At 35.6% G+C, this 24180-nt stretch carries 22 protein-coding genes; 9 read left to right on the forward strand and 13 right to left on the reverse strand.

From position 1 onward, the window contains the following. Positions 1-43 precede the first annotated feature (43 nt). From YWA_RS14525 to YWA_RS0102560, 4 genes are all read left to right on the forward strand, one after another. Positions 44-496, forward strand: a complete 453-nt coding sequence (locus tag YWA_RS14525) for a hypothetical protein (RefSeq protein WP_022826925.1) — start codon at positions 44-46, stop codon at positions 494-496. A 273-nt stretch (positions 497-769) separates the two neighbouring features. Beyond that, positions 770-2119: a signal recognition particle protein gene (gene ffh / locus YWA_RS0102550; RefSeq protein ID WP_022826926.1), complete on the forward strand. Its 1350-nt coding sequence runs from the start codon at positions 770-772 to the stop codon at positions 2117-2119. A gap of 243 nt (positions 2120-2362) precedes the next feature. Beyond that, positions 2363-3247, forward strand: coding sequence for a bifunctional 5,10-methylenetetrahydrofolate dehydrogenase/5,10-methenyltetrahydrofolate cyclohydrolase (locus tag YWA_RS0102555; RefSeq protein ID WP_022826927.1), 885 nt, complete (start codon positions 2363-2365; stop codon positions 3245-3247). 203 nt (positions 3248-3450) lie between these two features. Further along, positions 3451-4374 (forward strand): magnesium transporter CorA family protein, encoded by a 924-nt coding sequence (locus tag YWA_RS0102560; protein ID WP_022826928.1) that lies wholly within the window; start codon positions 3451-3453, stop codon positions 4372-4374. 97 nt (positions 4375-4471) lie between these two features. Here the strand turns inward: YWA_RS0102560 and YWA_RS0102565 are convergent, their stop codons facing one another. Together YWA_RS0102565 and rluF are read right to left on the reverse strand one after the other, a co-directional pair. Beyond that, positions 4472-5338, reverse strand: a complete 867-nt coding sequence (locus YWA_RS0102565; RefSeq protein WP_022826929.1) for a hypothetical protein — start codon at positions 5336-5338, stop codon at positions 4472-4474. A 164-nt stretch (positions 5339-5502) separates the two neighbouring features. Further along, positions 5503-6336, reverse strand: a complete 834-nt coding sequence (gene rluF / locus YWA_RS14530; RefSeq protein ID WP_022826930.1) for a 23S rRNA pseudouridine(2604) synthase RluF — start codon at positions 6334-6336, stop codon at positions 5503-5505. 114 nt (positions 6337-6450) lie between these two features. Between rluF and YWA_RS0102575 the strand changes: the two genes are divergently transcribed. Beyond that, the gene (locus YWA_RS0102575; protein ID WP_022826931.1) at positions 6451-8136 is read left to right on the forward strand and encodes a S8/S53 family peptidase; all 1686 of its coding nucleotides are present in this window, start codon (positions 6451-6453) and stop codon (positions 8134-8136) included. Positions 8137-8139: 3 nt separating this feature from the next. Here YWA_RS0102575 and YWA_RS0102580 read toward each other — a convergent pair whose 3' ends face one another. The 3 genes from YWA_RS0102580 to YWA_RS0102590 are packed head-to-tail and all read right to left on the reverse strand — an operon-like array spanning position 8140 to position 10898. Beyond that, the gene (locus tag YWA_RS0102580) at positions 8140-8982 is read right to left on the reverse strand and encodes an alpha/beta hydrolase (protein ID WP_022826932.1); all 843 of its coding nucleotides are present in this window, start codon (positions 8980-8982) and stop codon (positions 8140-8142) included. Between the two features lie 38 nt (positions 8983-9020). After that, positions 9021-9800 (reverse strand): zinc ribbon domain-containing protein, encoded by a 780-nt coding sequence (locus YWA_RS0102585; protein WP_022826933.1) that lies wholly within the window; start codon positions 9798-9800, stop codon positions 9021-9023. Between the two features lie 3 nt (positions 9801-9803). Continuing rightward, positions 9804-10898: a Nif3-like dinuclear metal center hexameric protein gene (locus YWA_RS0102590; protein WP_022826934.1), complete on the reverse strand. Its 1095-nt coding sequence runs from the start codon at positions 10896-10898 to the stop codon at positions 9804-9806. Between the two features lie 121 nt (positions 10899-11019). Here YWA_RS0102590 and YWA_RS0102595 point away from each other — a divergent pair, with 121 nt between their 5' ends. From YWA_RS0102595 to lpxK, 3 genes are read left to right on the forward strand one after another with little or no spacing between them, the layout of a single operon-like run. Beyond that, the gene (locus YWA_RS0102595) at positions 11020-11361 is read left to right on the forward strand and encodes a DUF2683 family protein (RefSeq protein ID WP_157505285.1); all 342 of its coding nucleotides are present in this window, start codon (positions 11020-11022) and stop codon (positions 11359-11361) included. Beyond that, entirely contained in the window at positions 11337-11618 is a 282-nt protein-coding gene (locus YWA_RS0102600; RefSeq protein WP_022826936.1) for a Txe/YoeB family addiction module toxin, read from the forward strand. Before YWA_RS0102595 ends, YWA_RS0102600 begins: the two co-directional genes overlap by 25 nt. A gap of 3 nt (positions 11619-11621) precedes the next feature. Next, positions 11622-12644: a tetraacyldisaccharide 4'-kinase gene (gene lpxK, locus YWA_RS0102605; RefSeq protein ID WP_022826937.1), complete on the forward strand. Its 1023-nt coding sequence runs from the start codon at positions 11622-11624 to the stop codon at positions 12642-12644. Here lpxK and alr read toward each other — a convergent pair. After that, the gene (gene alr, locus YWA_RS0102610) at positions 12637-13785 is read right to left on the reverse strand and encodes an alanine racemase (RefSeq protein ID WP_022826938.1); all 1149 of its coding nucleotides are present in this window, start codon (positions 13783-13785) and stop codon (positions 12637-12639) included. The genes lpxK and alr overlap by 8 nt on opposite strands. Then, positions 13775-14923 carry an amidohydrolase gene (locus YWA_RS0102615; RefSeq protein WP_022826939.1) on the reverse strand — a complete coding sequence of 383 codons (1149 nt, stop codon included), beginning with the start codon at positions 14921-14923 and terminating at the stop codon, positions 13775-13777. The genes alr and YWA_RS0102615 overlap by 11 nt, the downstream gene beginning before the upstream one ends. 308 nt (positions 14924-15231) lie before the next feature. Here YWA_RS0102615 and YWA_RS0102620 point away from each other — a divergent pair, with 308 nt between their 5' ends. After that, positions 15232-16044 (forward strand): purine-nucleoside phosphorylase, encoded by an 813-nt coding sequence (locus tag YWA_RS0102620; RefSeq protein ID WP_026718526.1) that lies wholly within the window; start codon positions 15232-15234, stop codon positions 16042-16044. 46 nt (positions 16045-16090) lie between these two features. Here the strand turns inward: YWA_RS0102620 and YWA_RS15280 are convergent, their stop codons facing one another. The 6 genes from YWA_RS15280 to YWA_RS0102650 form a co-directional block, all read right to left on the reverse strand. Beyond that, positions 16091-19336 carry a T9SS type B sorting domain-containing protein gene (locus YWA_RS15280; RefSeq protein WP_022826941.1) on the reverse strand — a complete coding sequence of 1082 codons (3246 nt, stop codon included), beginning with the start codon at positions 19334-19336 and terminating at the stop codon, positions 16091-16093. Between the two features lie 80 nt (positions 19337-19416). Continuing rightward, positions 19417-20424 carry a type I glyceraldehyde-3-phosphate dehydrogenase gene (gene gap / locus YWA_RS0102630; protein ID WP_022826942.1) on the reverse strand — a complete coding sequence of 336 codons (1008 nt, stop codon included), beginning with the start codon at positions 20422-20424 and terminating at the stop codon, positions 19417-19419. A gap of 27 nt (positions 20425-20451) precedes the next feature. Beyond that, a complete protein-coding gene (gene lipA / locus YWA_RS0102635) occupies positions 20452-21324 on the reverse strand; it encodes a lipoyl synthase (RefSeq protein ID WP_022826943.1) in 873 nt (290 codons plus the stop codon). Between the two features lie 137 nt (positions 21325-21461). Next, a complete protein-coding gene (locus YWA_RS0102640; RefSeq protein WP_022826944.1) occupies positions 21462-22307 on the reverse strand; it encodes an energy transducer TonB in 846 nt (281 codons plus the stop codon). 223 nt (positions 22308-22530) lie between these two features. Beyond that, entirely contained in the window at positions 22531-23082 is a 552-nt protein-coding gene (locus tag YWA_RS0102645) for an RNA polymerase sigma factor (protein WP_022826945.1), read from the reverse strand. Continuing rightward, the gene (locus YWA_RS0102650; protein ID WP_026718527.1) at positions 23073-24179 is read right to left on the reverse strand and encodes a glycosyltransferase; all 1107 of its coding nucleotides are present in this window, start codon (positions 24177-24179) and stop codon (positions 23073-23075) included. The genes YWA_RS0102645 and YWA_RS0102650 overlap by 10 nt, the downstream gene beginning before the upstream one ends. Between the last annotated feature and the right edge of the window lies 1 nt (position 24180).

Here is a 24180-nt window from a genome sequence, read left to right on the forward strand (position 1 = left end):
GAATATTTTTCTGCGTTAGATACGTAGTGTTAAAGTTATTCTAATGAAAAAAGTGTTTAGTTTTCTGGTTTTGATTTCTGTGTTATATTGCGGCTTCGCTTGTTCTTCAGACGAAACGGATCTTTCTACTTCTGGAAATGTTTCGCAGCAGATTACGAATACAGTAAATTCAGGAACTTGGAAATTGACTCGATTCGTACACAATGGCTCAGATCAAACTATACATTTTGATGGATATACTTTTGTTTTTAGTGAAAACAATATTCTTGCTGCATCAAATGGAACAGAAGAATTAATGGGCAGTTGGAGTGCTTTGAAAAACAGCTTTGACGATGAGATTGATTTTGAAATAGTGTTTTCAGGTCCTGAATACTTTATTGATTTAGCTGACGAATGGCACATTGAAAGTCGAACAAAAAATAAACTGGAATTAACAACAGTAAGCGATGATGGTGAATCAAGTAACTTCCTTCGATTTGAGAAAATTATAAATTAGCCAACTATTACAGTTGGTTTTTTATTTGTTGAAACTTCTGTCGTTTTCCTGCAAGGTCTTTTTTTTGACCTTGTAGGTATAATTCTAAATAATCCGATACCTACAAGGCTTTGATAACCTTCAAGGAAAACAGCTAATAATATCGAATCAGATAATTATTAATTAAATTCACATTATTAAATTTTCCATACTTTTCTCCAAAACTTTGAACTTCATACGCTTTGAAACTTAAGGCGTTTCTCTTATATTTGCACCTCTAAAAGATACATTCTTATGTTTGATAATTTAAGCGACAAGCTCGACAAAGCATTTCATATATTAAAAGGACACGGTAAAATTACCGAAGTCAACGTTGCCGATACTTTGAAAGAAGTTCGTCGTGCTTTATTAGATGCCGATGTCAACTTTAAAATTGCCAAAGAATTTACTACAAGAGTAAAAGAAAAAGCAATTGGTCAAGATGTATTGACGACTTTGCAGCCGGGACAATTATTAGTAAAATTAGTTAAGGACGAATTGACTGAATTAATGGGTGGCGATGCTGCTGGAATTAACCTTTCAGGAAAACCTTCAATTATATTGATGTCAGGTTTACAAGGATCTGGTAAGACTACTTTTTCTGGAAAATTAGCCAATTATTTAAAAACAAAAAAGAACAAGAAACCGTTATTGGTAGCTTGTGATATTTATCGTCCTGCAGCAATTACTCAATTGCATGTTGTGGGTGACCAAGTAGGTGTGGAAGTGTATTCTGAACCTGACAATAAGAATCCTGTCGACATTTCGCAAAAAGCAGTTGCTTACGCAAAAGCAAATGGATTTGATGTTGTTATTATCGATACGGCTGGACGTCTTGCTGTTGATGAGCAAATGATGAACGAGATTGCAAACGTTCACGCAGCGATTCAACCACAGGAAACGTTATTTGTTGTGGATGCAATGACGGGTCAAGATGCGGTGAATACGGCGAAAGCGTTTAACGACCGATTAAATTTTGACGGAGTGATCTTGACAAAATTAGACGGTGATACTCGCGGTGGAGCTGCGATTTCGATTAAATCTGTGGTTAATAAACCAATTAAATTTATCGGAACTGGTGAGAAAATGGAAGCGATTGACGTTTTCTATCCCGCTCGTATGGCCGAACGTATTTTGGGAATGGGTGACGTTATCTCTTTAGTAGAGCGTGCTCAAGAACAATTTGATGAAGAAGAAGCAAGAAAATTACAGAAGAAAATTGCCAAAAACGAATTCGGTTTTGACGATTTCTTGACCCAAATTCAGCAAGTGAAGAAAATGGGTAATATGAAAGATTTAGTTGGAATGATTCCTGGTGCTTCAAAAGCGATGAAAGATGTAGAAATTGAAGATGATGCTTTTAAACATATAGAAGCAATTATCCATTCGATGACGCCTATCGAAAGAAAAAAACCTGCAGTTATCGATGTGAAACGAAAAGCACGTATTGCAAAAGGTTCTGGAACGAAAATCGAACAAGTCAATCAATTGATGAAACAGTTTGACCAAATGAGCAAAATGATGAAAATGATGCAAGGTCCAGGCGGAAAAAACTTGATGAAAATGATGGGCGGCATGAAAGGTGGAATGCCCGGAATGAAATAAAAGTTTAAAGTTTAAGGTTTAAAGTTTCGATGAAAAGAAGTTTTAAACCTTAATTTTTTGCATGAGGGATGGAAGTGGAGCTCTGTATTGTCTCGTCTTTTGGGACGAGACAATAAAAGCGGGAGCGAACAGCCCGACCCCTTTTCTGGGTCATGCCCAAATAAATAATATCTAACTACAATTAGTTTTAAGCACTAACACAACTTTAGACTTGAAACTTCAAACCTGAAACAAAAGAAAACAATGACAATTTTAGACGGAAAGAAAACTTCGGATGATATTAAAAATGAGATTACTGCTCAAGTAAATATCATGAAAGCTAATGGAGAGAAAGTACCACATCTTGCAGCAATTATTGTAGGAAATGATGGCGCGAGTTTGACTTATGTTGGTAGTAAAGTAAAAGCGTGCGAACGTGTGGGTTTTGAATCTACGATGGTGAAATTGCCAAGTACGACTTCTGAAACCGAATTGCTGAACAAAATTAAGGAGTTAAACGAGAATGATGACATCGATGGTTTTATCATTCAGTTGCCTTTGCCAATTCAAATTGATACACAAAAAGTATTGATGGCGGTCGACCCAAGTAAGGATGTGGACGGATTTCACCCAGAGAATTTTGGAAAAATGGCACTAGATATGACTACTTTTATTCCGGCAACACCTTTTGGAATTTTGGAATTATTAGAACGTTATAATGTCGAAACAAAAGGGAAAAACACTGTAGTTATTGGAAGAAGTCACATTGTAGGAAGACCAATGAGTATTTTAATGGGACGAAAAGGATTTCCTGGAAACTCGACGGTAACTTTAACGCATAGTTATACAAAAAATATTGCTCAAATAACTACTCAAGCAGACATTGTAATTACCGCTTTAGGTGTGCCAAATTATTTGAAAGCAGAAATGGTTAAAGACGGTGTCGTAATTATTGATGTTGGAATTACACGTGTTAAAGATGAAACTGCTGAAAAAGGGTACCGAATTACAGGTGACGTGGATTTTGAAAATGTATCAAAAAAAGCATCTTTCATCACACCAGTTCCTGGTGGAGTCGGACCAATGACCATCGCAATGTTATTGAAAAACACATTATTAGCTCGAGAGCAACGGAAATACAGAAAATAATATAAAAAAAACCTTCTTTCAAGAAGGTTTTTTTTATGAAACTAAAAATAACTTAAAAGAATCCTCCTTTGTATTTTATACCGATTTAATAGGATACTTTTGCACCACTTTTATAAGTAACAATGAAATCAGACAGGTATAGGATATTTTTTTTAATGTAGAATAGTGATTCATATAGATCACTATTTATAATAGCGATTTGTATGAAAACACACTACAAAAACAATTCTGGTTTATACGAGGCCAGTGAAATGCAGTCTCAAAATTGGATTGCGTTCCAAAATCCCACATCCGAGGAAAAAAAATACCTTCTCGAAGAACTTCAAATTCCAGAAGATTTTTACAACGATATCAATGACGTTGATGAGCGACCACGCATTGAATTTGAAAATGGTTGGCAATTAGTAATCTTCCGCATTCCAATTCTTAGCAATGACGTAAAACTTCCCTTTAATACAGTTCCAGTTGGAATTATTTTTAATGAGTCTGTTTTTGTGACAATCTGCTTTCACGAAAATGAAGTCATTCAAGATTTTATCAATTTCACCACAAAGAAGAAAACCTACATCAAGAATGATTTTGATTTAGTGTTGAAATTGATGTTGTCTTCCGGTGTTTGGTATTTGAAATACTTGAAACAAATTGTCCACAAAATTAAAGTGGCAGAAGATAATTTGGAGAAATCCATCAAAAACGAGGAGCTTCAAGCATTGTTGCATATTGAGAAATGTTTAGTGTTTTTCATGACTTCCATTAAAGGAAATAGTACAGTGGTTTACCGAATCAAGAAGCGTACTAATCAAGAACACCTCGACCCTGAACTTGTTGAAGATGTTGAAATTGAGTTGAGACAAGCACTTGAAATGACCAAGATTTACAGCGACATTTTAACAGGTATGATGGATGCATATGCTTCAGTTATCTCAAACAACCTGAACGATATCATGAAAAAAATGACGTTGATTTCTATTATATTGTTGATCCCAACGATTATTGCAAGTTTCTACGGAATGAATGTGCCTAACTCACTTGAAGGAAACATTTACGGAATGCCAATTTTAATTTCGGTTTCTATATTGTTTTCTGCATTAGGAGTCTTTCTATTTATGAGAAAAAAATGGTTTTAAAATTTATTTTTTAAGCTAAAATAAAATGCTGTAGAAATTATACGAAAAAACCTCGAAATGAATAATTTCGAGGTTTTCTATTTGAAAGTAAAAGGACTTATTTAAGAAGAAAACCGATTCTAAATCCACCTGAAACTGCGAAATCTGCGTCATCCGATCCAGTGATTACGCCATACAATCTTCCTTCTGAATTGTAATAGTCTCCATCATTATCTGATCTCGTCTTTAAAGCATAACCCAATCCACCATATAAATCAATTACAAAAGAATCGGAGAAAACCCATTGTTTACCCAGATTAACTAATGCAGCACCAAAAGTAGTTTTTCTTTTTACACTGGTTTGAGTGTCATAATTAAAACCGTCGTTAGACAAATAACCAATCATTAATTCCGGTTTTACGTAGAATCCTTGCAATATATGTCCGTACTTCTGATTGTTTGCTGTGAAGTCTGGAACGCGTTTAAATTTATATCCAAAACTACCAAAAACCCCAGCTTGGTTTTCTTTATGTGTTGTTCCGTTCCAATATTCTAGTTCTTGATTTCTACCCAAGCCGATAATTCCTAAAGATACTTCGTAACTTCTACCGGGTTTCAAATTTTGTTCGTAAGCCACTTGCGTATAACCCAAAAGAGGAGAAATGAAGTTCATCTTCAAGGCACGCTTTTTTTGATCCACATAAAATTCAGTATCTTTTAATGGCGAAACGTACTTTTCAATACGGCCATTTTCAAAGACAACTTCCACAATACGGTCTTTATCCATAATAAAAATTGGACCTTCAGGTTCTGAAAACAATTTGTACTTGATTTCATTTGGACCTACTTCCAAAATTTTGACCTCTAAAGTTTCTCCTCCTTTTTTAATGATTTTATCTTGGGCAAAACCCGAAAAACCACTAAGTAGTAAAGTGAAAAATAAAAGTTTAAATTGTGCAGAAAAAGAAGTATTGTTGCTCATCATATCTTAATTAATTAATAGTTAATCACATATTCGAAATAATTGTTTTTTAATTCTACTATTTCAGGAGGTGAATGTACAAAAATTCAGCAATCTAATTTATTTATTTTACTTTCAAAATATTTTTAAAGATGTAAAATAGTTCCAGTAGGAGCTACTTTTAAAAATTACTTTCTTGGTGAAGGTCGACCGAAACTTTTGGTCGCAGTTGTTTGTGGGTTTTTTCGCCAAGGAGTTTTATTTCGAGTTTCTTCTGATACGATTTTTGGCAAACTTGCTTCTTCAGTCATTATTGATGGAGCGATAAGTTCATTCATTTGAGTAAATTCTTCATCCGTTAATTCTCGGTAACGACCTAATGGAATATCTAGTGAAATATTAATGATTCGAGTTCGTTTTAAAGCTGTCACGTCGTATCCTAAATATTCAGTCATTCGACGGATTTGTCTGTTTAAACCTTGCGTCAAAATAATTCGGAAGACGTATTTACTAATTTGTTCCACTTTACATTCTTTGGTAATCGTATCTAAAATGGGTACGCCATTTCCCATTTTTTCAATAAAACGATCGGTTATCGGTCGGTTTACAGTGACTATATATTCTTTTTCGTGGTTGTTTCTTGCGCGAAGAATTTTGTTCACAATATCCCCATCATTTGTCATGAAAATTAAGCCCTCACTAGCTTTGTCAAGTCGTCCAATAGGAAAAATACGTTCGGGATAATTGATGTAATCTACAATATTATTAGGAACATCTAAATTCGTGGTACATTCAATTCCAACAGGTTTGTTGAAAGCCAGATACAAATGTTTTCTAGTGTTTTCGCGGATTAATTTACCATCAATTCTAATTTCATCAGCGTTAGAAACTTTCGTTCCTAAATCGGCAACAACACCGTTAAGCATTACCAATCCTTGCTCGATTAATTTATCTGCCTCTCGTCGAGAACAATAACCCGTTTCGCTAATAAATTTATTCAGACGTTTCAAATTTTCTTCCATACTGCAAAAGTAACAAAATAAAACGCGTGGGTGAAATTTTGAGTCGTTTCAATCGTATTATTGCATCTCGGAATCATTACTTTTACCGTTCGTTTTTAACTGCAACACTTTATTATGAAAAATATTTTCTTTTTGTTGATTCTTTTTGGTTCAACGGTATTATTTGGACAGGAAGATACTTCGTCACTCCGTTTATCGCCTAGTAATTCGCATGATTTATATATTCGTTTTGAAAATGGGATAATTAATGCAGGTAATTTGCAATTTACAAATCAAGCAAATAGTGCAATTCAAGGTTTTGAACATTTACAGAAAGCGTATGGTATTGAGTTACTTCGTGGAATTCAACTTTCAGAGGAGCAATTTTCTGCAATGGAGGAAAAAGAAGCACTAGTGAGTAAAACATCGGATAAAGTAGCCATTCTAAGATCCATTTTTCAAATAAAAATCGACAATCCTACAAACGAGAATTTATACAATTTAGGATTGCAATTGCAAAAATTAAAAGGAGTTGTGTACTGCAGTCTGATTAGTGCTGAAGCGATTAAACCTCCAGCAGATATTCCGCCTACGACTTCGAATTATCAAGCACAACAAGGATACATTGGAGCAAATCCTGGTGTAAATATGCAGTACGCTTGGGATAATTTTCAAACAGGAACAGGAATTACCATCCGAAATATAGAATATGGAATAAATTTAAATCACGAAGAGTTTGTAGGAACTGGAGCAAGTATTGCAACAGGTATGAATATTAGCACTGATGCAGGTTTAGATTATACGGAACATGGAACTTGTGTTTTTGGTGTTGTATATGCGAATAAAGGAACATACGGTGTTTCAGGTTTGGCTCATGGAGCTACTGCAATGATTTTGTATCCGGAGTGGCAACAATCAGGTTACAATAGAATAAATGCGGTAACTCAAGCAGTTGCAAATGCGCAAACTGGTGATGTTGTCATTTATGAAATGCAAGATACGGGTCAAAATGGTGAGTACGTTGTGGCAGAAATCAATCAAGTAGTTTATGACTTAACTGTTGCAGGAAATGCTATTGGAGCAATAATAGTTGCAGCGGCAGGAAATGGAAGCCAAAATTTAGATGGAGCTTACTATACATCGTACATGAATCGAGGTGATAGTGGAGCAATAATTGTTGGTGGTGGCTCTTCAAATACCAGTCATAGCAAATTGTATTTTAGTACGTACGGTTCACGTGTCAATGTGCAAGGTTGGGGACAAAATGTCTATACAACTGGGTATATTCCCGAGCTAAATGGTTTTAAATTCAGTAATGATTTCAATCAATCTTATACACCATTGTTTAACGGAACAAGTTCAGCAACACCTATTGTAGCTTCTTGTGTAGCCGTTTTGCAGTCGTACCATCATAGTTTAACGGGAACTTATTTAACCGCTTTGCAAATGCGAGCTATCTTGCAAGAAACAGGTATTCCGCAAACCAGTACTTTCCAAGGAAATATTGGGCCGTTTCCAAATATGCAGTCAGCGATGCAAAAGGTGTATAATGATTATTTATTAGAAGTAAAAAGCAATACGAAACCAACGTTCAGTATTGCACCAAATCCAGCGACAAACTTTCTAAATATAGTTGCTTCTCCTGAATTTTCAGAAGGTTCTTCAGTAGCGGTTTACAATAACTTGGGACAAAAAGTACTTTCAGCACACTTAAATCAACAAGCTCAAATTGACGTAAGTAATTTAGCAAAAGGAGTTTATTTTGTACAAATTAACTCTAAAAACGGATTTTCAGCGACACAAAAAGTGGTGAAGCAGTAATATTTATGATTGGAGAAAATCAATAATTTGTTTGTACACTTTTTCGTCGTGCAAACTATGACCTAAACCTTGCGTTTCTATAAGATTTGCGTTTTCCCAAGAAGCGGCGATTTTTTGGCCTTCGCCAAAGGCAACCACGTCGTCGTGTACATCATGAAAGAGTAAACCCGGAATCTGAATTTCTTTGGCGAAAGCCGCCATCGAAAACGCATCGATTTCTGAATTGAATTTTTCTGAAAAATGAGCTTCAAGAAAAGTATTCATTCGCTTATTCAAGCTTAAAAGTTGTACGTAATTTCCAATCAACGTTTTCAAATCCGATGGCGCTCCAAGAATTACCATCTTTTTTAGAAATTCACTTTTAAAATGCGATTGAAAATAAATACAAGCCGCACCACCTATGGAATGTCCAATTAAGACGGTCGGTTGATAGTGTTGTACTGCCGTTTCAATATAACTCGCATATTTTACTACGTTAAATTCTTTACCACCAGAAAGTCCGTGACCTGGAGCGTCAAGTGCAACAATCGTACTTCCGGTTTGTTGTAAATAGGGAAGTAATTTTTCCCAACGTGAGGTATTACTTTCCCAACCGTGAACAAGCAGAATTGTATTTGAATTCCCTTTCCAAGTATAAGTTTCCAAAAAGTATTTGTCCGAATCAAAATTTTGCAAGGGGACATTCTGCAACATTTCCGGTAAGTTTTCTTTATGCAACTTCCCTTTTCTTGGTTCGCTAAATAAACGATACGCAATAAGTGCTGCCTTTTTAGGTTGAAAGTAACTTGCTACGTTCAACCCAAAGCCAACTGATTTCGTAAGAAGGAAATATTTTATTTTTTTCATAAAAAAAAACCTCGAATTTCGAGGCTTAAGATATTTTTTTAGATACTTGAGAACAAGCTTTCCATTTTTTCTCTTTCTTCTTCTGCAAGAACGCTGTCTACTAAAATTCGACCCGAGTGCTCATCAGTAATGATTTTCTTACGAGCTGCAATTTCCACTTGTGTTTGTGGTGGAATCGTAAAGAAAGAACCTGCCGAAGCACCTCTTTCAATAGAAACTACTGCTAAACCGTTTCTTACACTGCTTCTGATTCTTTTGTAAGCGGCTAACAAACGAGGTTCGATTAACGCTTCATATTCAGCTGATTTTTTATTCAAAAATTCTTCTTCTTTAGAAGTTTCAGCCATAATTGCATCTAATTCAGATTTTTTATGACCTAAATGAGAAGTCTTTTGCTCTAAACGTTCCGTAGAAGTTTCGATGATTTGTTTTTTGTATTCCATCGAAGCTTTCATTTCTTTGATGTGCTTTTCAGCCAATTGAATTTCCAATTCTTGGTATTCAACTTCTTTTGTCAACGAATTGAATTCACGGTTGTTACGAACCGTTTCTTGTTGTTTTGTGTATTTTTTAATCGATTCTTGGTGCTCGTCAATGGCATTTTTCTTGCTTTTGATTTGCTCTTCCATCGATTCCAAATCTGCTTTTAATTTTTCAGAACGTGAATTAAGACCCGCCACTTCATCTTCTAAATCTTCAACCTCTAAAGGAAGTTCACCTCTTACGTTTCTGATTTCGTCGATTCTCGTGTCAATCAATTGTAAATCGTAAATTGCTCTTAATTTGTCTTCAACACTCAATTCTTTTGTAGTCGCCATATATTATAAGTACTTAACAGGATTTGTATTTTCTTCTGATAAAATGATTGCAAAATTAGGCATTTTTTTCGTAAGATAATCAACAATATAATTTTTTGTATACCGTTCGCTTTCAAAATGACCAATATCAGCCAAAAGCAATTGACTTTCAGCTTCATAGAACTGATGGTATTTTAAATCAGCTGTTAAAAAAGCGTCTGCACCTGCCTGAATTGCTTTAGAAATCGCTTCGCTTCCCGAACCTCCTAGAACGGCAACTTTCTTGATTTTTTTATTTAAAAAAGTACTGTGCCGAATTCCGTCGGCTTTCATTTTGGTTTTTACCAATTGTAGAAACTCCATTTCATCCATTTCTTCAGGAAGTTCGCCAATCATTCCTAAACCGATATTTTGATGTAGATTTTGCAAATCATACAATTCATAAGCGACTTCTTCGTAAATATGATTTTCAAATAAAGCTTGCAGAATTTGGCGTTGCAAATGTTTTTCAAAGGTGACTTCGATTTTAATTTCGTCTGCTTGTACAAATTCATTTCTAGCTCCAATTACAGGATTGCTGTCGCCCGTTCCTTTATACGTTCCGGTTCCATTTGAATTAAAACTGCAATTTTCATAATTCCCAATAGTTCCTGCACCCGCTTGAAATAAAGCAGTTCTGACTTTTTCTGCATTTTCAGGAGTAGTAAAAGTGATTAATTTCTGAATGAAATTCGACTTTGGAATTAGAATTTTAGTGTTTATCAATCCTAAAGCGTCGCAGAAAATTTTGTTCACGCCGTTTTTATGATTGTCCAAAGCCGTATGAACCGCATAAATCGCGATGTCATTTTTGATGGCTTTTATAAGGGAACGTTCGACGTAGTTTTTACCAATAATTTTTTTCAAACCCGAAAATAGGATTGGGTGAAAACATACCACTAGATTGCATTTTTTAGCAATTGCTTCATCAATAACACGTTCTAAAGCATCGTGACAAACTAAAACGCCTGAACAATTTTCTTCTTTGTTTCCAACCAATAAGCCAACATTATCAAAGGTTTCGGCATAGGCCAATGGCGCCATTTCTTCTAAAACGGCTAAAATTTCTTTTATTTTCATTATTTTGCTTTTGAAAATAGTATTAGCTTTCAAAGATAAAGAAGATAACTTTTGAAATTGGATTTCAACAGAAAATTAAGTTGTCCGATTTTTGTATATTTGTAAATCAAACAAAATGGTTATGAAAACGCTCACAATAAAAGTCGATGAAAATTCCATAAAAGGCATGGCTTTTTTGGAGTTTATAGAAGCTTTATATTCAGAACAAGGTGATGTGCAACTTAGTGCAATTGATGGCGTGCCGATAAATAATCGTCCCGAATCTGGTAGCAATTTCGTGGCTGAAAGTGGAGCAAAATATAAAACGAGTCGTAAAACTAAAAAAGAGCCTAAACCGAATTTGGAAACAGAAGAAAGTCCCTATAATCCAGAATTTGTAAAAATGGTTTTGGAGGCTGCCAAAGGTCCGACAACAAGAGTAATTGATCCAAGCGATATATGGGGAAGTTTAGGGTTGAAATAAAGGCAGAAGCAGAAAAGCAAATTGCACAACATTACAAGTCCGGAAATCGCGGAAGTATAAAGAAAATTCAGAAAATTCTTCAAGATTTAATTGAACATCCGTTTGAAGGTGAGGGGAATCCAGAACCATTAAAATATGAATTGGATGGGTTTTGGTCTAGAAGAATAAATCAGAAAGATAGATTAGTTTATTTTGTTGAAGCTGAAATTGTAACAGTATTCGTCATTTCCGCCATGGGTCATTATTCCGATAAATAATTTATGAAATTTCTCCGCATACTACTTTTTCCTTTCGCCATAATTTATGGTTTCATTACTTCAATTCGAAATTTCTTTTTTGATAAAGGCATTTTGAAATCCACATCGTTTGATATTCCAGTTATTGCTGTTGGAAATTTAAGCGTGGGTGGAACCGGTAAAACTCCCCAAATTGAATATCTAATCCGATTGCTTTCAGAAAAATATAAAATTGCCACTTTAAGTCGCGGATATAAAAGGAAATCGGAAGGTTTTGTTTTGGCTAATGCAACTTCAAATGCAGAAATTTTAGGCGACGAACCTTTTCAGTATTTTCAAAAATTCCGCCAAATCCAAGTGGCTGTTGACGCCAACCGAACGAATGGAATTCAACAATTATTGGCACAAAAAAATCCACCCGAAATTATTTTACTCGATGATGCTTTTCAACACCGAAAGGTAAAAGCAGATTTATACATTTTGTTGACAGCATATACTGATTTGTATTGCGATGATTTTATGCTGCCAACGGGAAATCTACGCGAAAGTAGGAGTGGAGCGCATCGTGCGACAATTGTTATTATAACAAAATGTCCACCAACACTTTCGCTTGACGAAAAAAATAAAATTAAGGCGAAATTAAAGTTGAATTCGAATCAGCAATTATTTTTCACTGCAATAAATTACGATGATGCTGCATTTTCAAAAAGTGGGCAAATTCCCGTTGCTGAAATCCAAAAATTGGATAAAATACTTCTTGCCGGAATTGCGAAACCCGAACCATTTTTCGATTATTTGAAGAAAGAAGATGATGAAGTTATGAAATTTCCCGACCATCATGATTTTTCTGAAAATGAGATTTCAGATATTATAACCAAAGCAAACAACAAATTAATTGTTACAACCGAGAAGGATTATGTTCGAATTGCGGATAAATTTCCCGAAGAACAATTGTTTTATTTACCGATTAAAAGCGAGTTTCTTGGAAATGCAAATGTGTTTGACAAATCGATTTTAGACTTTGTTGAACAGTTTTCAACTAAATAATCTTTCGCGGAATTCCTTTATCCAAACGTGTCAATAATTCGTAATTTAAGGTATTGCTAAAATCGCTAAATGAGGCGATTGAAATTGAAATATCTTCCTGATTTCCTATTAATACAGCTTCATCGCCTTTCTTTACAGTTTCTAAATCACTTACATTGACGGTTAACATATTCATATTTACCGTTCCAATGACCATACACCGTTTTCCGTTAATCAAAACCCGTCCGTGATTACTCAATGACCGACTGTAACCATGTGAATAACCAACAGGAATAACGGCAACCTTCATTTTTTCCGAAGCCATAAAACTCGTTCCGTAACCAATATAATCACCCGGATTGACTTTTTTGACACTCATCACTTCACTTTTCCAAGAAATTATCCGTTGCAATGGGTCTTTTTTTATCTTTTTAGAATTCAAATAATGGACAAAAACTTCGGGACTCGACCACAATCCGTATTGCATAATTCCGATACGAACTAAATCCATTCGAGTTTCAGGAAACATGATTGATGCTGCTGAACAAGCGGAATGTTTGATATTTGGAACCAAATTTTCCTTTCTAAAAAAAGTTTCGGCTGTGGTAAAATTTGAAATTTGTTTCTCTATTCTGTAAAAATTAGAAACACTTTCCGCACCGGCAAAATGCGTACAAAGTCCTTCGAAAATCAATGTATCTGTGTTTTCTTTCAACATTTTTGAAACCCACAAAAGTTCACTTTTTTCAAAACCCGTTCGGTTCATGCCAGTTTCTACTTCTATATGAATGGTTGCTTTTTTGTTTAATTTTTTGGCAATTTTAATCGTTTTCTGCATTCTGATTTTATCAAAAACGTAAAATGAAACATTGTTTTCTATTGCCCAAAAAATATCTTCGTCCGAAACAAATCCCATAATCAATATTGAAACTTTGTCTTGCAATTCTTTTTTGACCGCTCGTGCTTCATCCGCATCAAAAACCGAAAAATGAGTTACGCCGCAAGAAAATGCGCTTCGAACAAATTCAGGAATTCCGTGTCCGTAAGCATTTCCCTTGACTACAGACGAAAGAATTACTTTTTTACCGTATAATTTTTTTAGAAAGTCAATGTTATTTTGAAGCGCGTTTTGATTGATTTCTATATGAGAATTAGTGTGCATGGTGAATTTCTTTAATAATTTGGTAAAACATTTTAGCTCCAATTGGAATTAATTCGTCGGGGAAATCGTAGTCCGGATTGTGTAAGGAAGGAACATTTTCACCCGCTCCTAAACCAAACATCGCTCCAGGAAAATATTCGGTAAATAAGCCAAAATCTTCTCCCCAACTGAATGGTGTTTCTTTTTCGAATATATCATAACCGTTGATTTCTGCTGCTTTTCGAATGAAGGAAACTGCTTCCTTGTTATTTTCATTGGCACGAAATTGTTGGGCCCAATCAATTGTAGGTTTTAGTTTGTGACTCGTTGCAATTTGTGTCACAGAATCAATTAATTCTCGTTGGATTCGATCCATATTTTTATTGCTGTTGCTTCTAATGGTAAAATGAATTTCTCCAAAACCAGCAGAAACGCCGTATGCTTTTTTACCCATATTAATGTAAATTGGAGTAATCAAACAATAGCTTTCCAGCGAAATATCACTTTGGATTTTAAGATTGAAATTTGAAATAATTTCTGAAATTGCTAAAGCAGGATTTATTCCGTTTTCAGGTTCCCCAGCATGCGCTGTTTTTCCCGAAAGTTGAATAATCATACTGTTTACCGCACAAGAAAAAGTCTCATTTTTTACTACAATTTGACCTAAAGAAAAACCAGGCAAATTGTGTAAAGCAAAAACGAAATCAGGTTTAATTTGATTGAAAAGCGGGTCATTTAACACTCTTTTTGCTCCTTCGCCGTCTTCTTCCGCAGGTTGAAAAAGCAAATGAACCGTTCCATTAAAATTATTTTCGTCTGAAAGTAAGGTTGCAACACCACATAAAATCGCCATGTGTCCGTCGTGTCCACATTTATGCGAAACTCCTTCAATACCTGATTTATGCTCGAAGTTATTAATTTCTTGAATAGGTAAAGCATCCAATTCACAACGAATTAAAGTCGTAGGACCAGGATTTTTACCTTTGAAAGTTGCTAATATTCCTGTTTCGCCAATGGGATGTAGTATTTCTGTTGAATTGCATTCTGATATAAATTCAATTATTCGTTTGGCGGTTTTAAATTCTAATCCTGAAAGTTCAGGATTTTGGTGTAAAATATGTCGTAATTCGATGAGTTGTTGGATGGTTTCTTTTTTCATGTTTAGTAATATAGGATAATTTCACACCTTGCTTTTTTAAACGAACCTATCAGATCATTTTTCAAAAAAAGTAAAACTCATCATTCGAAGATAAGATGGGATTTTTCAATGCAACAGAATAAAAGTGCACACTTAAATGAATGGAGAGGCGGTGGATATTGTCGCTTTTAACAAATATAAGAAAAACCGACTCTATTTTAGACCCGTTTTAAGGAGTTCTTGTGAAAATGAAGCATTCTCATCGTAATATTTGCTATTTTTGGTAGAAGAATTATTTTTAAATGCAACAATTCAATAGTAAAAAAAATATGTGGAATAAAATTCAAGAAACCGTAAATTACATTAAGAATAAAACGAATTTCACACCCGAATATGGTGTGATATTAGGCTCAGGATTGGGAAGTTTTACTGATGATATCAAAATCGAATTTACATTGCCTTATACAGAAATTCCTAACTTTCCTGTTTCGACTGTTGAAGGACATCAAGGTGCTTTGGTTTTTGGAAAAATTGGAGCTAAAAATGTAGTGGCGATGCAAGGCCGTTTTCATTACTATGAAGGGTACGATATGAAAGAGGTGACGTTTCCCGTTCGTGTAATGAAATATTTGGGTGTGGAGAAATTAATTGTTTCGAATGCTTCGGGAGGTGTAAATCCGAATTATAAAGTGGGTTCAATTGTTATATTGAAAGACCAAATTAACATGATGCCAGAACATCCTTTGAGAGGAAAGAACGACGAACGTTTAGGACCACGATTTGTAAACATGAGCGAACCATTTTCAAGAAAAATGATTGCTAAAGCTAAAGAAATTGCTGAAAAATCAGGAATTGACGTACACGACGGTATTTATTTAGGACTTCAAGGCCCAACGTTTGAAACACTAGCTGAATATGGTATGGTGAAAAGATTAGGCGGAGATTGTGTGGGTATGTCAACGGTTCCTGAAGTAATTGTAGCGCGACACATGGAGTTAGAAACTTTTGGAGTTTCAGTAATTACCGATATGGGAGATGCTGATAATATTGAAAGCATCACGCATGCCGAAGTTTTGGAGGCTGCAAAAAGTGCTGAACCGCACGTTAGGAAATTAATTCGTGAACTGATTATGCAGTATTAAATTTTATTAAAAAAGGACTTCAATTGAAGTCCTTTTTTAATGTTTGTTATCTTTTCAGAGAAAAATGGGATTTAAATTCATTATTCAGGCCATCTTTATTGATGTAGTTTAAGGTAAACCAATAATCGGTTGAAGGAAGGGTATAACCATTTAAAGTTCCATCCCAAAATTCATTCAAATACGGCTTAATTGATTTAACCAGTTTGCCAAAACGGTCAAATATAAAAATCTGAGCTTCTTGCTGATTGGATAATCCCTCGATAAACCAAGTATCGTTATAGCCGTCGTTATTTGGAGTGAAATACCTAGGATAGTTTAAAGCGAAAACCGTTAAAACCTTGATTCCGCAGCCATTTTTGTCTATTATCGTTATGGTATATATTCCTTGCGAAACTACAAATTGGTTACTGGCTTGAGGCCAATTGTTGTCCAGTTGGTATTCGTATTCACCTGAACCTCCTGTAACAGTCACTGTGATGATTTGGTTTTTATCAAAATCTTCATTTACAGTCGCTTCTGCGATAGCAATGGAAGACTCGGAAACAGTTGCAGAAGCTTCGGCTTTACAACCTGTAGTGTTATTGGTAACGTTAACAGTATAAAGTCCTATTTCTGTTGCTACATGAAGATTTGTAATTGTTGGTAAAGGTTGGCCGTTCAAAGTCCATTCAAAGGTATGATCTGCATTTGAAACACCACATTGCAAATTAACTGAATTTAAATAGTTGTTTGTGATTGGATCTAAACAAATAAATTGATCAGTTAATAGTGGATTTGGCGGCAAGTAAACAGTAATATCGAAATAACTTGCGTTGCATTGAGAGGTTGTAGTGTAAACAATTTGAGCAAAACCTGGACTAAGTGGTGTTACTAAACCATTGGCGTCTATAGTGGCGACATTTGGATTATTACTGTTCCATGTTCCACTAGCAGTTGCATTTGAAAGTTGTAGTTCTTCACCTATACAAACGGAACTGTTTCCCGTAATTGGAGTTACTGCTCCTGCATTGTTAACCATAATAGTTAGTGTAGTGTTTGTTGCACATTGTCCTAAAGTAGGAGTAAACGTGTACGTACTTGTAGTTGTATTGTCTAAAGCAGGAGCCCAAGTTCCTGTAATTCCATTTTGAGAAGTCGTAGGAAGCGGTGCTAAATTATCGCCTTCGCAAATGGGATTTACGCTTACAAATGTTGGTGTTGCAATTTGGTTTACTACAATTGTCAATGTTGCAATAGTTGCACATTGACCCGTGTTTGGTGTGAACGTATAAGTTGTCGTTAGAGTATTGTTCACAGCCGGAGACCAATTTCCTGTAATTCCATTAGTTGATGATGTAGGAAGTGGATTCAAGGTCTCGCCTTCGCAAATTGGCGCTACAGCCGTAAATGTTGGATTTACAGTTGGGTTTACAGTAATAGTTAAAGTTGTATCTGTCGCACATTGACCAGAATTAGGTAAGAATGTGTAGGTAGTTGTTGCATTGTTATTTAATGCAGGAGACCAAGTTCCTGAAATTCCATTTGTTGAAGTGGAAGGAAGTGCTGTTAAAGTCGTTCCTTGACAAACAGGAGCAACTGCATTAAACGTTGGAGTGACAGAACCGCTGTTTACGGTAATCGTCAATGTTGTGGTAGTTCCACATTGTCCTGAGTTTGGAGTAAAAGTATAAGTTGTTGTTGCTGTGTTATTCAATGCAGGAGCCCAAGTTCCGGTAATTCCATTGTTTGAAGAAGTTGGGAGTGGCGCTAACGTTTCGCCTTCACAAATTGGATTAACTGCAGCGAATGTAGGTGTTACATTTGCATTAACGATGATGGTCAACGTTGTAGTTGTAGCACATTGTCCAGCATTTGGAGTAAATGTGTAAGTTGTTGTTGCGGAATTGTTTAAGGCAGGTAGCCAAGTTCCACTAATTCCATTGTTAGAAGTTGTTGGAAGTGGTGCTATTGTATCGCCTTCGCAAATTGGATTAATTGCATTAAATGTTGGTGTCACGTTTGAATAAACGGTGATGGTCAATGTTACAGTTGTTGCACATTGTCCCGCATTTGGGGTGAACGTGTAGATTGTAGTCGCTGTATTGTTTAAAGCTGGCGACCAAACTCCTGTAATTCCATTGGTAGAAGTTGCTGGTAAAGCCGCTGATGTTTCGCCGTTGCAAATTGGAGCAACAGCGTTGAAAGTAGGGACTGTTGTTTCTGTTCCAACTGTTACATTTAATGTATATGTGTTCGCACAAGAACTCGTATTAGGTGTGAAAAGATACGTTCCACTCGCTGTATTACTTACCGTCGTTGGCGACCAAGTTCCCACAATTCCATTATCTGAAGTCGTTGGAAGAATCGGTGCTGCTTGACCATTACACAAATTATTATTTATTGCAAATACCGGAGTTACAGAAGGATTTACGGTGATGAGTATCGAGTCGCTAATTGTTGATCCGCAAGTATTCGTTCCCGTCAAAGTCACGGTAATTGTTCCAGATGCCGTTGGAGGAACGGTATATGTAGTAATTAATGCTGTTGGACTACTGAAACTTCCTTCTGTCGCCGTCCACTGTACACTTTGAGTGCCTTGTGATGTGCCTGTTAAATTTAAAACGTTTCCTGCACATTTTGTTAAAGTTGGCGGTCCAGCATCAACTGTAAAAGGTTGAACAGGTGCTGAACAACCATTATTATAATATGTGGGAACACCAGCAGGATTAAAGTTCACAGATCCACCAAAACCTCCAGTCAACAATGTTTTATTATATATTACAGTATCTGAACAACTTGCACCAAATTTAATTTTGACAGTTCTCATAACATTTGTTGTTCCAAAATTATTTGTAAGGTATCCCGAATTTTCAATGGAATTATGAAAAATTATATAAATATCTTCATTTAAAGCTCCAAAAGAATTGGCTTCTGTGTCAAACTGATAACTTGTGACTAGAATTACAGTTGCATTAGCAGGTAAAACTCCTCCTACTGGCTCAAGCAATGAACCACAACCTCCTGCCAAAATGATATTATTATTTAAAATAGCAACCTTTGCCGATGTAACTCCATTTTGAACTACATTAATCCAACCATTATTACTAGGCCATTCAACTGTTAAATTGTTTGCATTTAATGCTGTAGATCCAACCTTAAAACGCACCATTTCATTATGCCCTTCAGGGGTTCCGCAAGCGGCAACTAATAAAGATTCAATTTGAACACATTGGGCTTGAACTGCAGTATTTGAAAAACAAAAAAACAGTATAACGAGCAGTAGATTTTTGATAAATTTGGGTAGTACTATCATCAATTTTAGTTTAAGTAAAGCCCTGCAAGTTAAAAGGAATTTTTAAATAACGAAATGATATTTGTTTTATATTTTCGTTATTATTTCGAAGGAGAAATACGTTCAATTAAATCAATAATACGGGAAGAATAACCGATTTCATTATCGTACCAACCGACAATTTTCACCATCTTATGTAAGACAGAAGTCAATTGCGCGTCAAAGACACATGAGTTTTGGTTTCCAATAATGTCAACAGAAACGATTGGATCTTCGGTGTACGCTAAAATACCTTTAAGTTGGTTTTCAGCAGCAAATTTAAATCGCTCGTTGATTTCTTCAATAGTTACTTCCTTTTTTACATAGCAAGTAATATCTGTTAACGAACCATCAGGCACGGGGACGCGAATACCGCTTCCGCCAATTTTTCCTTCAAATTCGGGAAAAATCTTTGTCAATGCTTTTGCAGCACCTGTTGTTGTAGGAACAATTGACTGACTGGCACCACGAGCTCTTCTTAAATCTTTGTGCGGTTGATCGTGTAAACTTTGATCAGTAGTAAAGGAGTGAACCGTTGTAATATACGCTTGTTCAATTCCACATAATTCGTCAATAACTTTCAACATCGGAGCTGCATTGTTTGTCGTGCAACTTGCATTGGAAATAATCGTTTCTGTACCGTCTAAAATATGGTCGTTTACACCTAAAACCACGGTTTTAATGGAATCCACTTCAGAAGGTGCTGAAAGAATTACTTTTTTAGCGCCAACTAAAATATGTGTATTTAATTCGTCAAATGTTTTGAATTTACCGGTGCATTCAACAACGATGTCAATTGCATGCTGTTTCCAAGGTAAATTTTTAAGTTCACGTTCGTGAGAGAAAAAATAAGATTTTCCGTTTACGATAATAGCCTTGTCATCATAACTGCATTCGTAAGGTAATACACCATGAATGCTGTCGTACTTAATTAAGTGCGACATGGTACGATTGTCTGCGATATCATTAATTGCTACAACTTCAATAGTGGGATGGTTCAATAAAAGACGGAATAAATTTCGTCCAATTCGACCAAAACCATTGATGGCAATTTTTGTTTTTGTATTCATTTAGAAAATGGAATTCAATAATTGTGCTTATAAAATGTGCTTTTGTGCTTTGTATGAAGAACGCACTAAAGCACCACTTTCTACGTGACGGAAACCCAATTCCAATCCAATTTTTTCGTACTTCGCAAACTGATCTGGTGTGATGTATTCTTTGACTGGAAGATGCTTTTTACTGGGTTGTAAATATTGACCAATCGTTACTACATCCACATTTGCATCGCGTAAATCATGTAACGTCTGGATTACTTCCTCTTCTAATTCGCCCAAGCCCAACATAATTCCCGATTTCGTCCTGTTGATTCCATTCGCTTTCAAGTAGCGTAAAACCTCTAAACTTCGGTCGTATTTTGCTTGAATTCGCACTTCACGCGTCAATCGTCTTACAGTTTCCATATTATGCGAAACTACTTCAGGATTCGCTTCTATAATCCGGTCTATATTTCGTTCAATTCCTTGAAAATCTGGAATCAAAGTCTCTAAAGTCGTTGTTGGGTTCATTCTACGAATTGCTTTTACAGTTTCAATCCAAATAATGGAACCACCATCTTTCAAGTCATCACGATCCACACTTGTTACAACGGCGTGTTTGATGTTCATTAACTTAATAGAACGTGCTACTTTTTCGGGTTCGTCCCAATCTACCGTTTCTGGTCGGCCAGTTTTTACACCACAAAAACCACAAGAACGGGTACATGTATTTCCTAAAATCATGAACGTTGCAGTTCCTTCTCCCCAACATTCACCCATATTTGGACAACTTCCCGAAGTACAAATGGTGTTCAGTGAATATTTATCAACTAAACTTCGAAGTTCAGTATATTTTTTCCCTATTGGTAGTTTTACTTTCAGCCATTTTGGTTTTGCTGTCGGAAGTATATTTGATTCTAAAACGGTTTCCATAGATACATTTTTTGAAAGTGCAAAGATAAGGATATAGATTTTAAAAAGTCGTTAAATGTATTTAAATCATGACTTATGTAAAAGACAAAACCGCAAGAGAATTGTTTCTTGCGGTTTCTATTTATAATTGGGTTTTGCTAATTTTGCTTGATCAAAATAGGTAAGTTGTAGGCGGTTCGAACGGGTTTTCCGTTTAAAATTCCTGGAGTCCATTTGGTCTTTAAGCTTTTTAGAACACGAATAGCTTCTTTGTCAAGACCAAAACCGGGATTTCGCAAGACTTGAATATCAGTCATTGTACCGTCTTTCTCAATCACAAATGAAACATAGACCTTAATTGAGTTGGCCAGTTCTGTCTCTGGAGTTTTGAAATTTTGAGCCACATAATTGTAAAATTTGGTCATTCCACCAGGGAATGTGGGTTGTTTGTCTAATACCGCGGCAACGTGGCTTCCATTGTCAGCCCCACTTGTTCCACTTTCAGTAGTTCCTGATGGTGTTGCAGTTCCTCCTTTTACGCCACTATTTTCTGTTCCTAAAATTGCACCATCAATTGGCTCTACATCATTTTCTTGCGGATCATCATTTGGAGCAATTTCTGTGACTGCATTTTCGGCTTCAGTTACTTTTGGATCAATTAGATTTTCTTTTTTTATATCGGTTTTTGGTTTCTTATTTTCTTTCTGAGTTAAAGGAGGAAAGAGGTCTTTCGTATCTGTTTTTTTTGGAGGATAAATTACGGGTGAAATTACAAGTGGTGTTACCAGTTCAGGAATTGAAGCAGTTGCCGTTGGTTTTGTTCCAAAAAGATTCATCATCATTGGAATTGAAACTAAAAAAGTCAGTAACAAAACACCAATTCCTAATGCTTTTAAAGTGGTTTTTGGATTTTCATGCCGCAATTGATACGCACCGTATTCTTTGTTGCGGTTTTCAAATACGACGTCAATCCATTCTTCGCTGTAGATACTTTGATTTGCCATGATGTAAATAAATTAGGGTTAAAGTAGATGTGTTTCATGACGTATGGATTGTTTATTCTTTTAACGCAATTGTGATTGTATTTATTGTTAAAAGGTTTAAAATAATACAAATAATTAAATAGCCGCGGCAGGAGGGAAGATCCTCCCGTTTTTTCGGGAGAGCTGGAAGGATGATGCGAATATGGATTGCTGAAAAAGCCCAAGCGGTTCGCTCCAAATTAGCCTAACGGTGGTCTTTAATGATTTCAGCTAACAATTTTTTAGCACGAAGTAATTTGATTTTGACATTACTCAAGGGTTCTTGAATTTTATCTGAAATTTCTTGATAAGTAAGCTCTTGAAAATAACGCAATTGAATCACTTCCTGGTAATGCGGTTTCAATTGTTTAATGTATTGCAGCAGTTGCGATAAGTTTTGTTCCGTAATCAATTCATCTTCAGCTGATGGAGTGGTATCTGCTACATTATAGGCTTGATAATCTTCCTCGTCTGTAATTTCTACGAATAGAGACGATTTTTTTTTGCGCAACAAATCGATGTGTACGTTTTTTGCAATTGCAATTAACCAAGTGTTAAACTGAAATTCAGGGTTGTAGGTGCTGATTTTGTCAAATGCTTTCGCAAAAGTTTCGATGGTAATGTCGTCCGTGTCGGTTTCGTTTTCAGTGCGTTTGAGCATAAAACCGTAGACTTCATTCCAATAATAATCCAACAAAAACGTAAAGGCAATTTGATCGCCATTTTTCGCTTTTTCTATTTGTTTTTTTATTTCCAATGTGCTGGTTTCGAAAAAAGATTGGTGACAAACATGTTCAGTTGCGTGAAGATAAGGACAATTTCAATAATTGGATACCAAAACATCACATCTTTTTCATTTAATTTTCCGGCTCCAAAGCCAAGTGAAATCCACGAAAATAAATACCTAAAAGCAACTAAACTAACTACTGCAATCCATTGAAATTGGAATGCAAGTAAAATGATAGGCAATATAAAAGTGAGTAATTGCGTCAGGAAGAAAAGGCCCAACTGCATTTTGTCAAATGATTTGTAAAAAGTTGCCGTTGAAACGTGTCTTCTTTTTTGTGTAAACCATTCCTTATAAGTCGTTTTTGGCTCTGAATAAGTGAAACTATCTGATGTATAACAAACGGTGGTATTTTTGCGAGTTGCGGCTTGATTGATGAATAAATCATCGTCGCCTGAGCGAATTTTCATGTGGTCAATAAATCCATTTACATTGAAAAACTCCTCTTTCTTGTACGCCATATTTCGGCCAATTCCCATGTACGGTTTTCCTATTCTCGCCCACGAAAAATATTGAACCGCAGTAAGTACTGTTTCAAAACGGATGATTTTATTTATAAATGATTTCGGTATTTTTTCATAAGCTCCATACCCTAAAACGATCGTTTTTTGCATCGTAAAATGGGAACTCATTTCGGCAATCCAGTTGGGAGAAGTGGGATAACAATCCGCATCTGTAAAAAGTAAATATTCTTTTGTTGCTGCTTTTATTCCCAACGTTAAAGCAAATTTTTTGTTTCCCCAAAAAGCTTCGTTGTTTACGACTTTTACCAACTTAACATTGGCGTGCTCTTTTTCGTAGGCTTCAAAAATATCTAAAGTTGCATCGCTTGAAGCGTCGTCAATTAATATAATTTCGAAATCAGGATAGTTCTGCTGAATTAATAATGGAATAAATTTAGTAACATTTTCTGCTTCATTTTTCGCACAAACAATTACAGAAATAGGAATCTTTTTGAGATTGTTTTTCTTGGCTTTCACAAAGGAAAACTTTCCAAAAACCACTATGTAATACAAAAATTGAATTGCGACTACAGCTACAAAAATCCAAAAAAGTACAGTTAGTATC

Source organism: Flavobacterium antarcticum DSM 19726, assembly GCF_000419685.1.
Classification (GTDB): domain Bacteria; phylum Bacteroidota; class Bacteroidia; order Flavobacteriales; family Flavobacteriaceae; genus Flavobacterium; species Flavobacterium antarcticum.

Coding starts and splice junctions, on each gene's coding strand:
- YWA_RS14525 (WP_022826925.1), top strand. CDS start 44: ATGAAAAAAGTGTTTAGTTTTCTGGTTTTGATTTCTGTGTTATATTGC.
- ffh (WP_022826926.1), top strand. CDS start 770: ATGTTTGATAATTTAAGCGACAAGCTCGACAAAGCATTTCATATATTA.
- YWA_RS0102555 (WP_022826927.1), top strand. CDS start 2,363: ATGACAATTTTAGACGGAAAGAAAACTTCGGATGATATTAAAAATGAG.
- YWA_RS0102560 (WP_022826928.1), top strand. CDS start 3,451: ATGAAAACACACTACAAAAACAATTCTGGTTTATACGAGGCCAGTGAA.
- YWA_RS0102565 (WP_022826929.1), bottom strand. CDS start 5,338: ATGATGAGCAACAATACTTCTTTTTCTGCACAATTTAAACTTTTATTT.
- rluF (WP_022826930.1), bottom strand. CDS start 6,336: ATGGAAGAAAATTTGAAACGTCTGAATAAATTTATTAGCGAAACGGGT.
- YWA_RS0102575 (WP_022826931.1), top strand. CDS start 6,451: ATGAAAAATATTTTCTTTTTGTTGATTCTTTTTGGTTCAACGGTATTA.
- YWA_RS0102580 (WP_022826932.1), bottom strand. CDS start 8,982: ATGAAAAAAATAAAATATTTCCTTCTTACGAAATCAGTTGGCTTTGGG.
- YWA_RS0102585 (WP_022826933.1), bottom strand. CDS start 9,800: ATGGCGACTACAAAAGAATTGAGTGTTGAAGACAAATTAAGAGCAATT.
- YWA_RS0102590 (WP_022826934.1), bottom strand. CDS start 10,898: ATGAAAATAAAAGAAATTTTAGCCGTTTTAGAAGAAATGGCGCCATTG.
- YWA_RS0102595 (WP_157505285.1), top strand. CDS start 11,020: ATGAAAACGCTCACAATAAAAGTCGATGAAAATTCCATAAAAGGCATG.
- YWA_RS0102600 (WP_022826936.1), top strand. CDS start 11,337: ATGGGGAAGTTTAGGGTTGAAATAAAGGCAGAAGCAGAAAAGCAAATT.
- lpxK (WP_022826937.1), top strand. CDS start 11,622: ATGAAATTTCTCCGCATACTACTTTTTCCTTTCGCCATAATTTATGGT.
- alr (WP_022826938.1), bottom strand. CDS start 13,785: ATGCACACTAATTCTCATATAGAAATCAATCAAAACGCGCTTCAAAAT.
- YWA_RS0102615 (WP_022826939.1), bottom strand. CDS start 14,923: ATGAAAAAAGAAACCATCCAACAACTCATCGAATTACGACATATTTTA.
- YWA_RS0102620 (WP_026718526.1), top strand. CDS start 15,232: ATGTGGAATAAAATTCAAGAAACCGTAAATTACATTAAGAATAAAACG.
- YWA_RS15280 (WP_022826941.1), bottom strand. CDS start 19,336: ATGATAGTACTACCCAAATTTATCAAAAATCTACTGCTCGTTATACTG.
- gap (WP_022826942.1), bottom strand. CDS start 20,424: ATGAATACAAAAACAAAAATTGCCATCAATGGTTTTGGTCGAATTGGA.
- lipA (WP_022826943.1), bottom strand. CDS start 21,324: ATGGAAACCGTTTTAGAATCAAATATACTTCCGACAGCAAAACCAAAA.
- YWA_RS0102640 (WP_022826944.1), bottom strand. CDS start 22,307: ATGGCAAATCAAAGTATCTACAGCGAAGAATGGATTGACGTCGTATTT.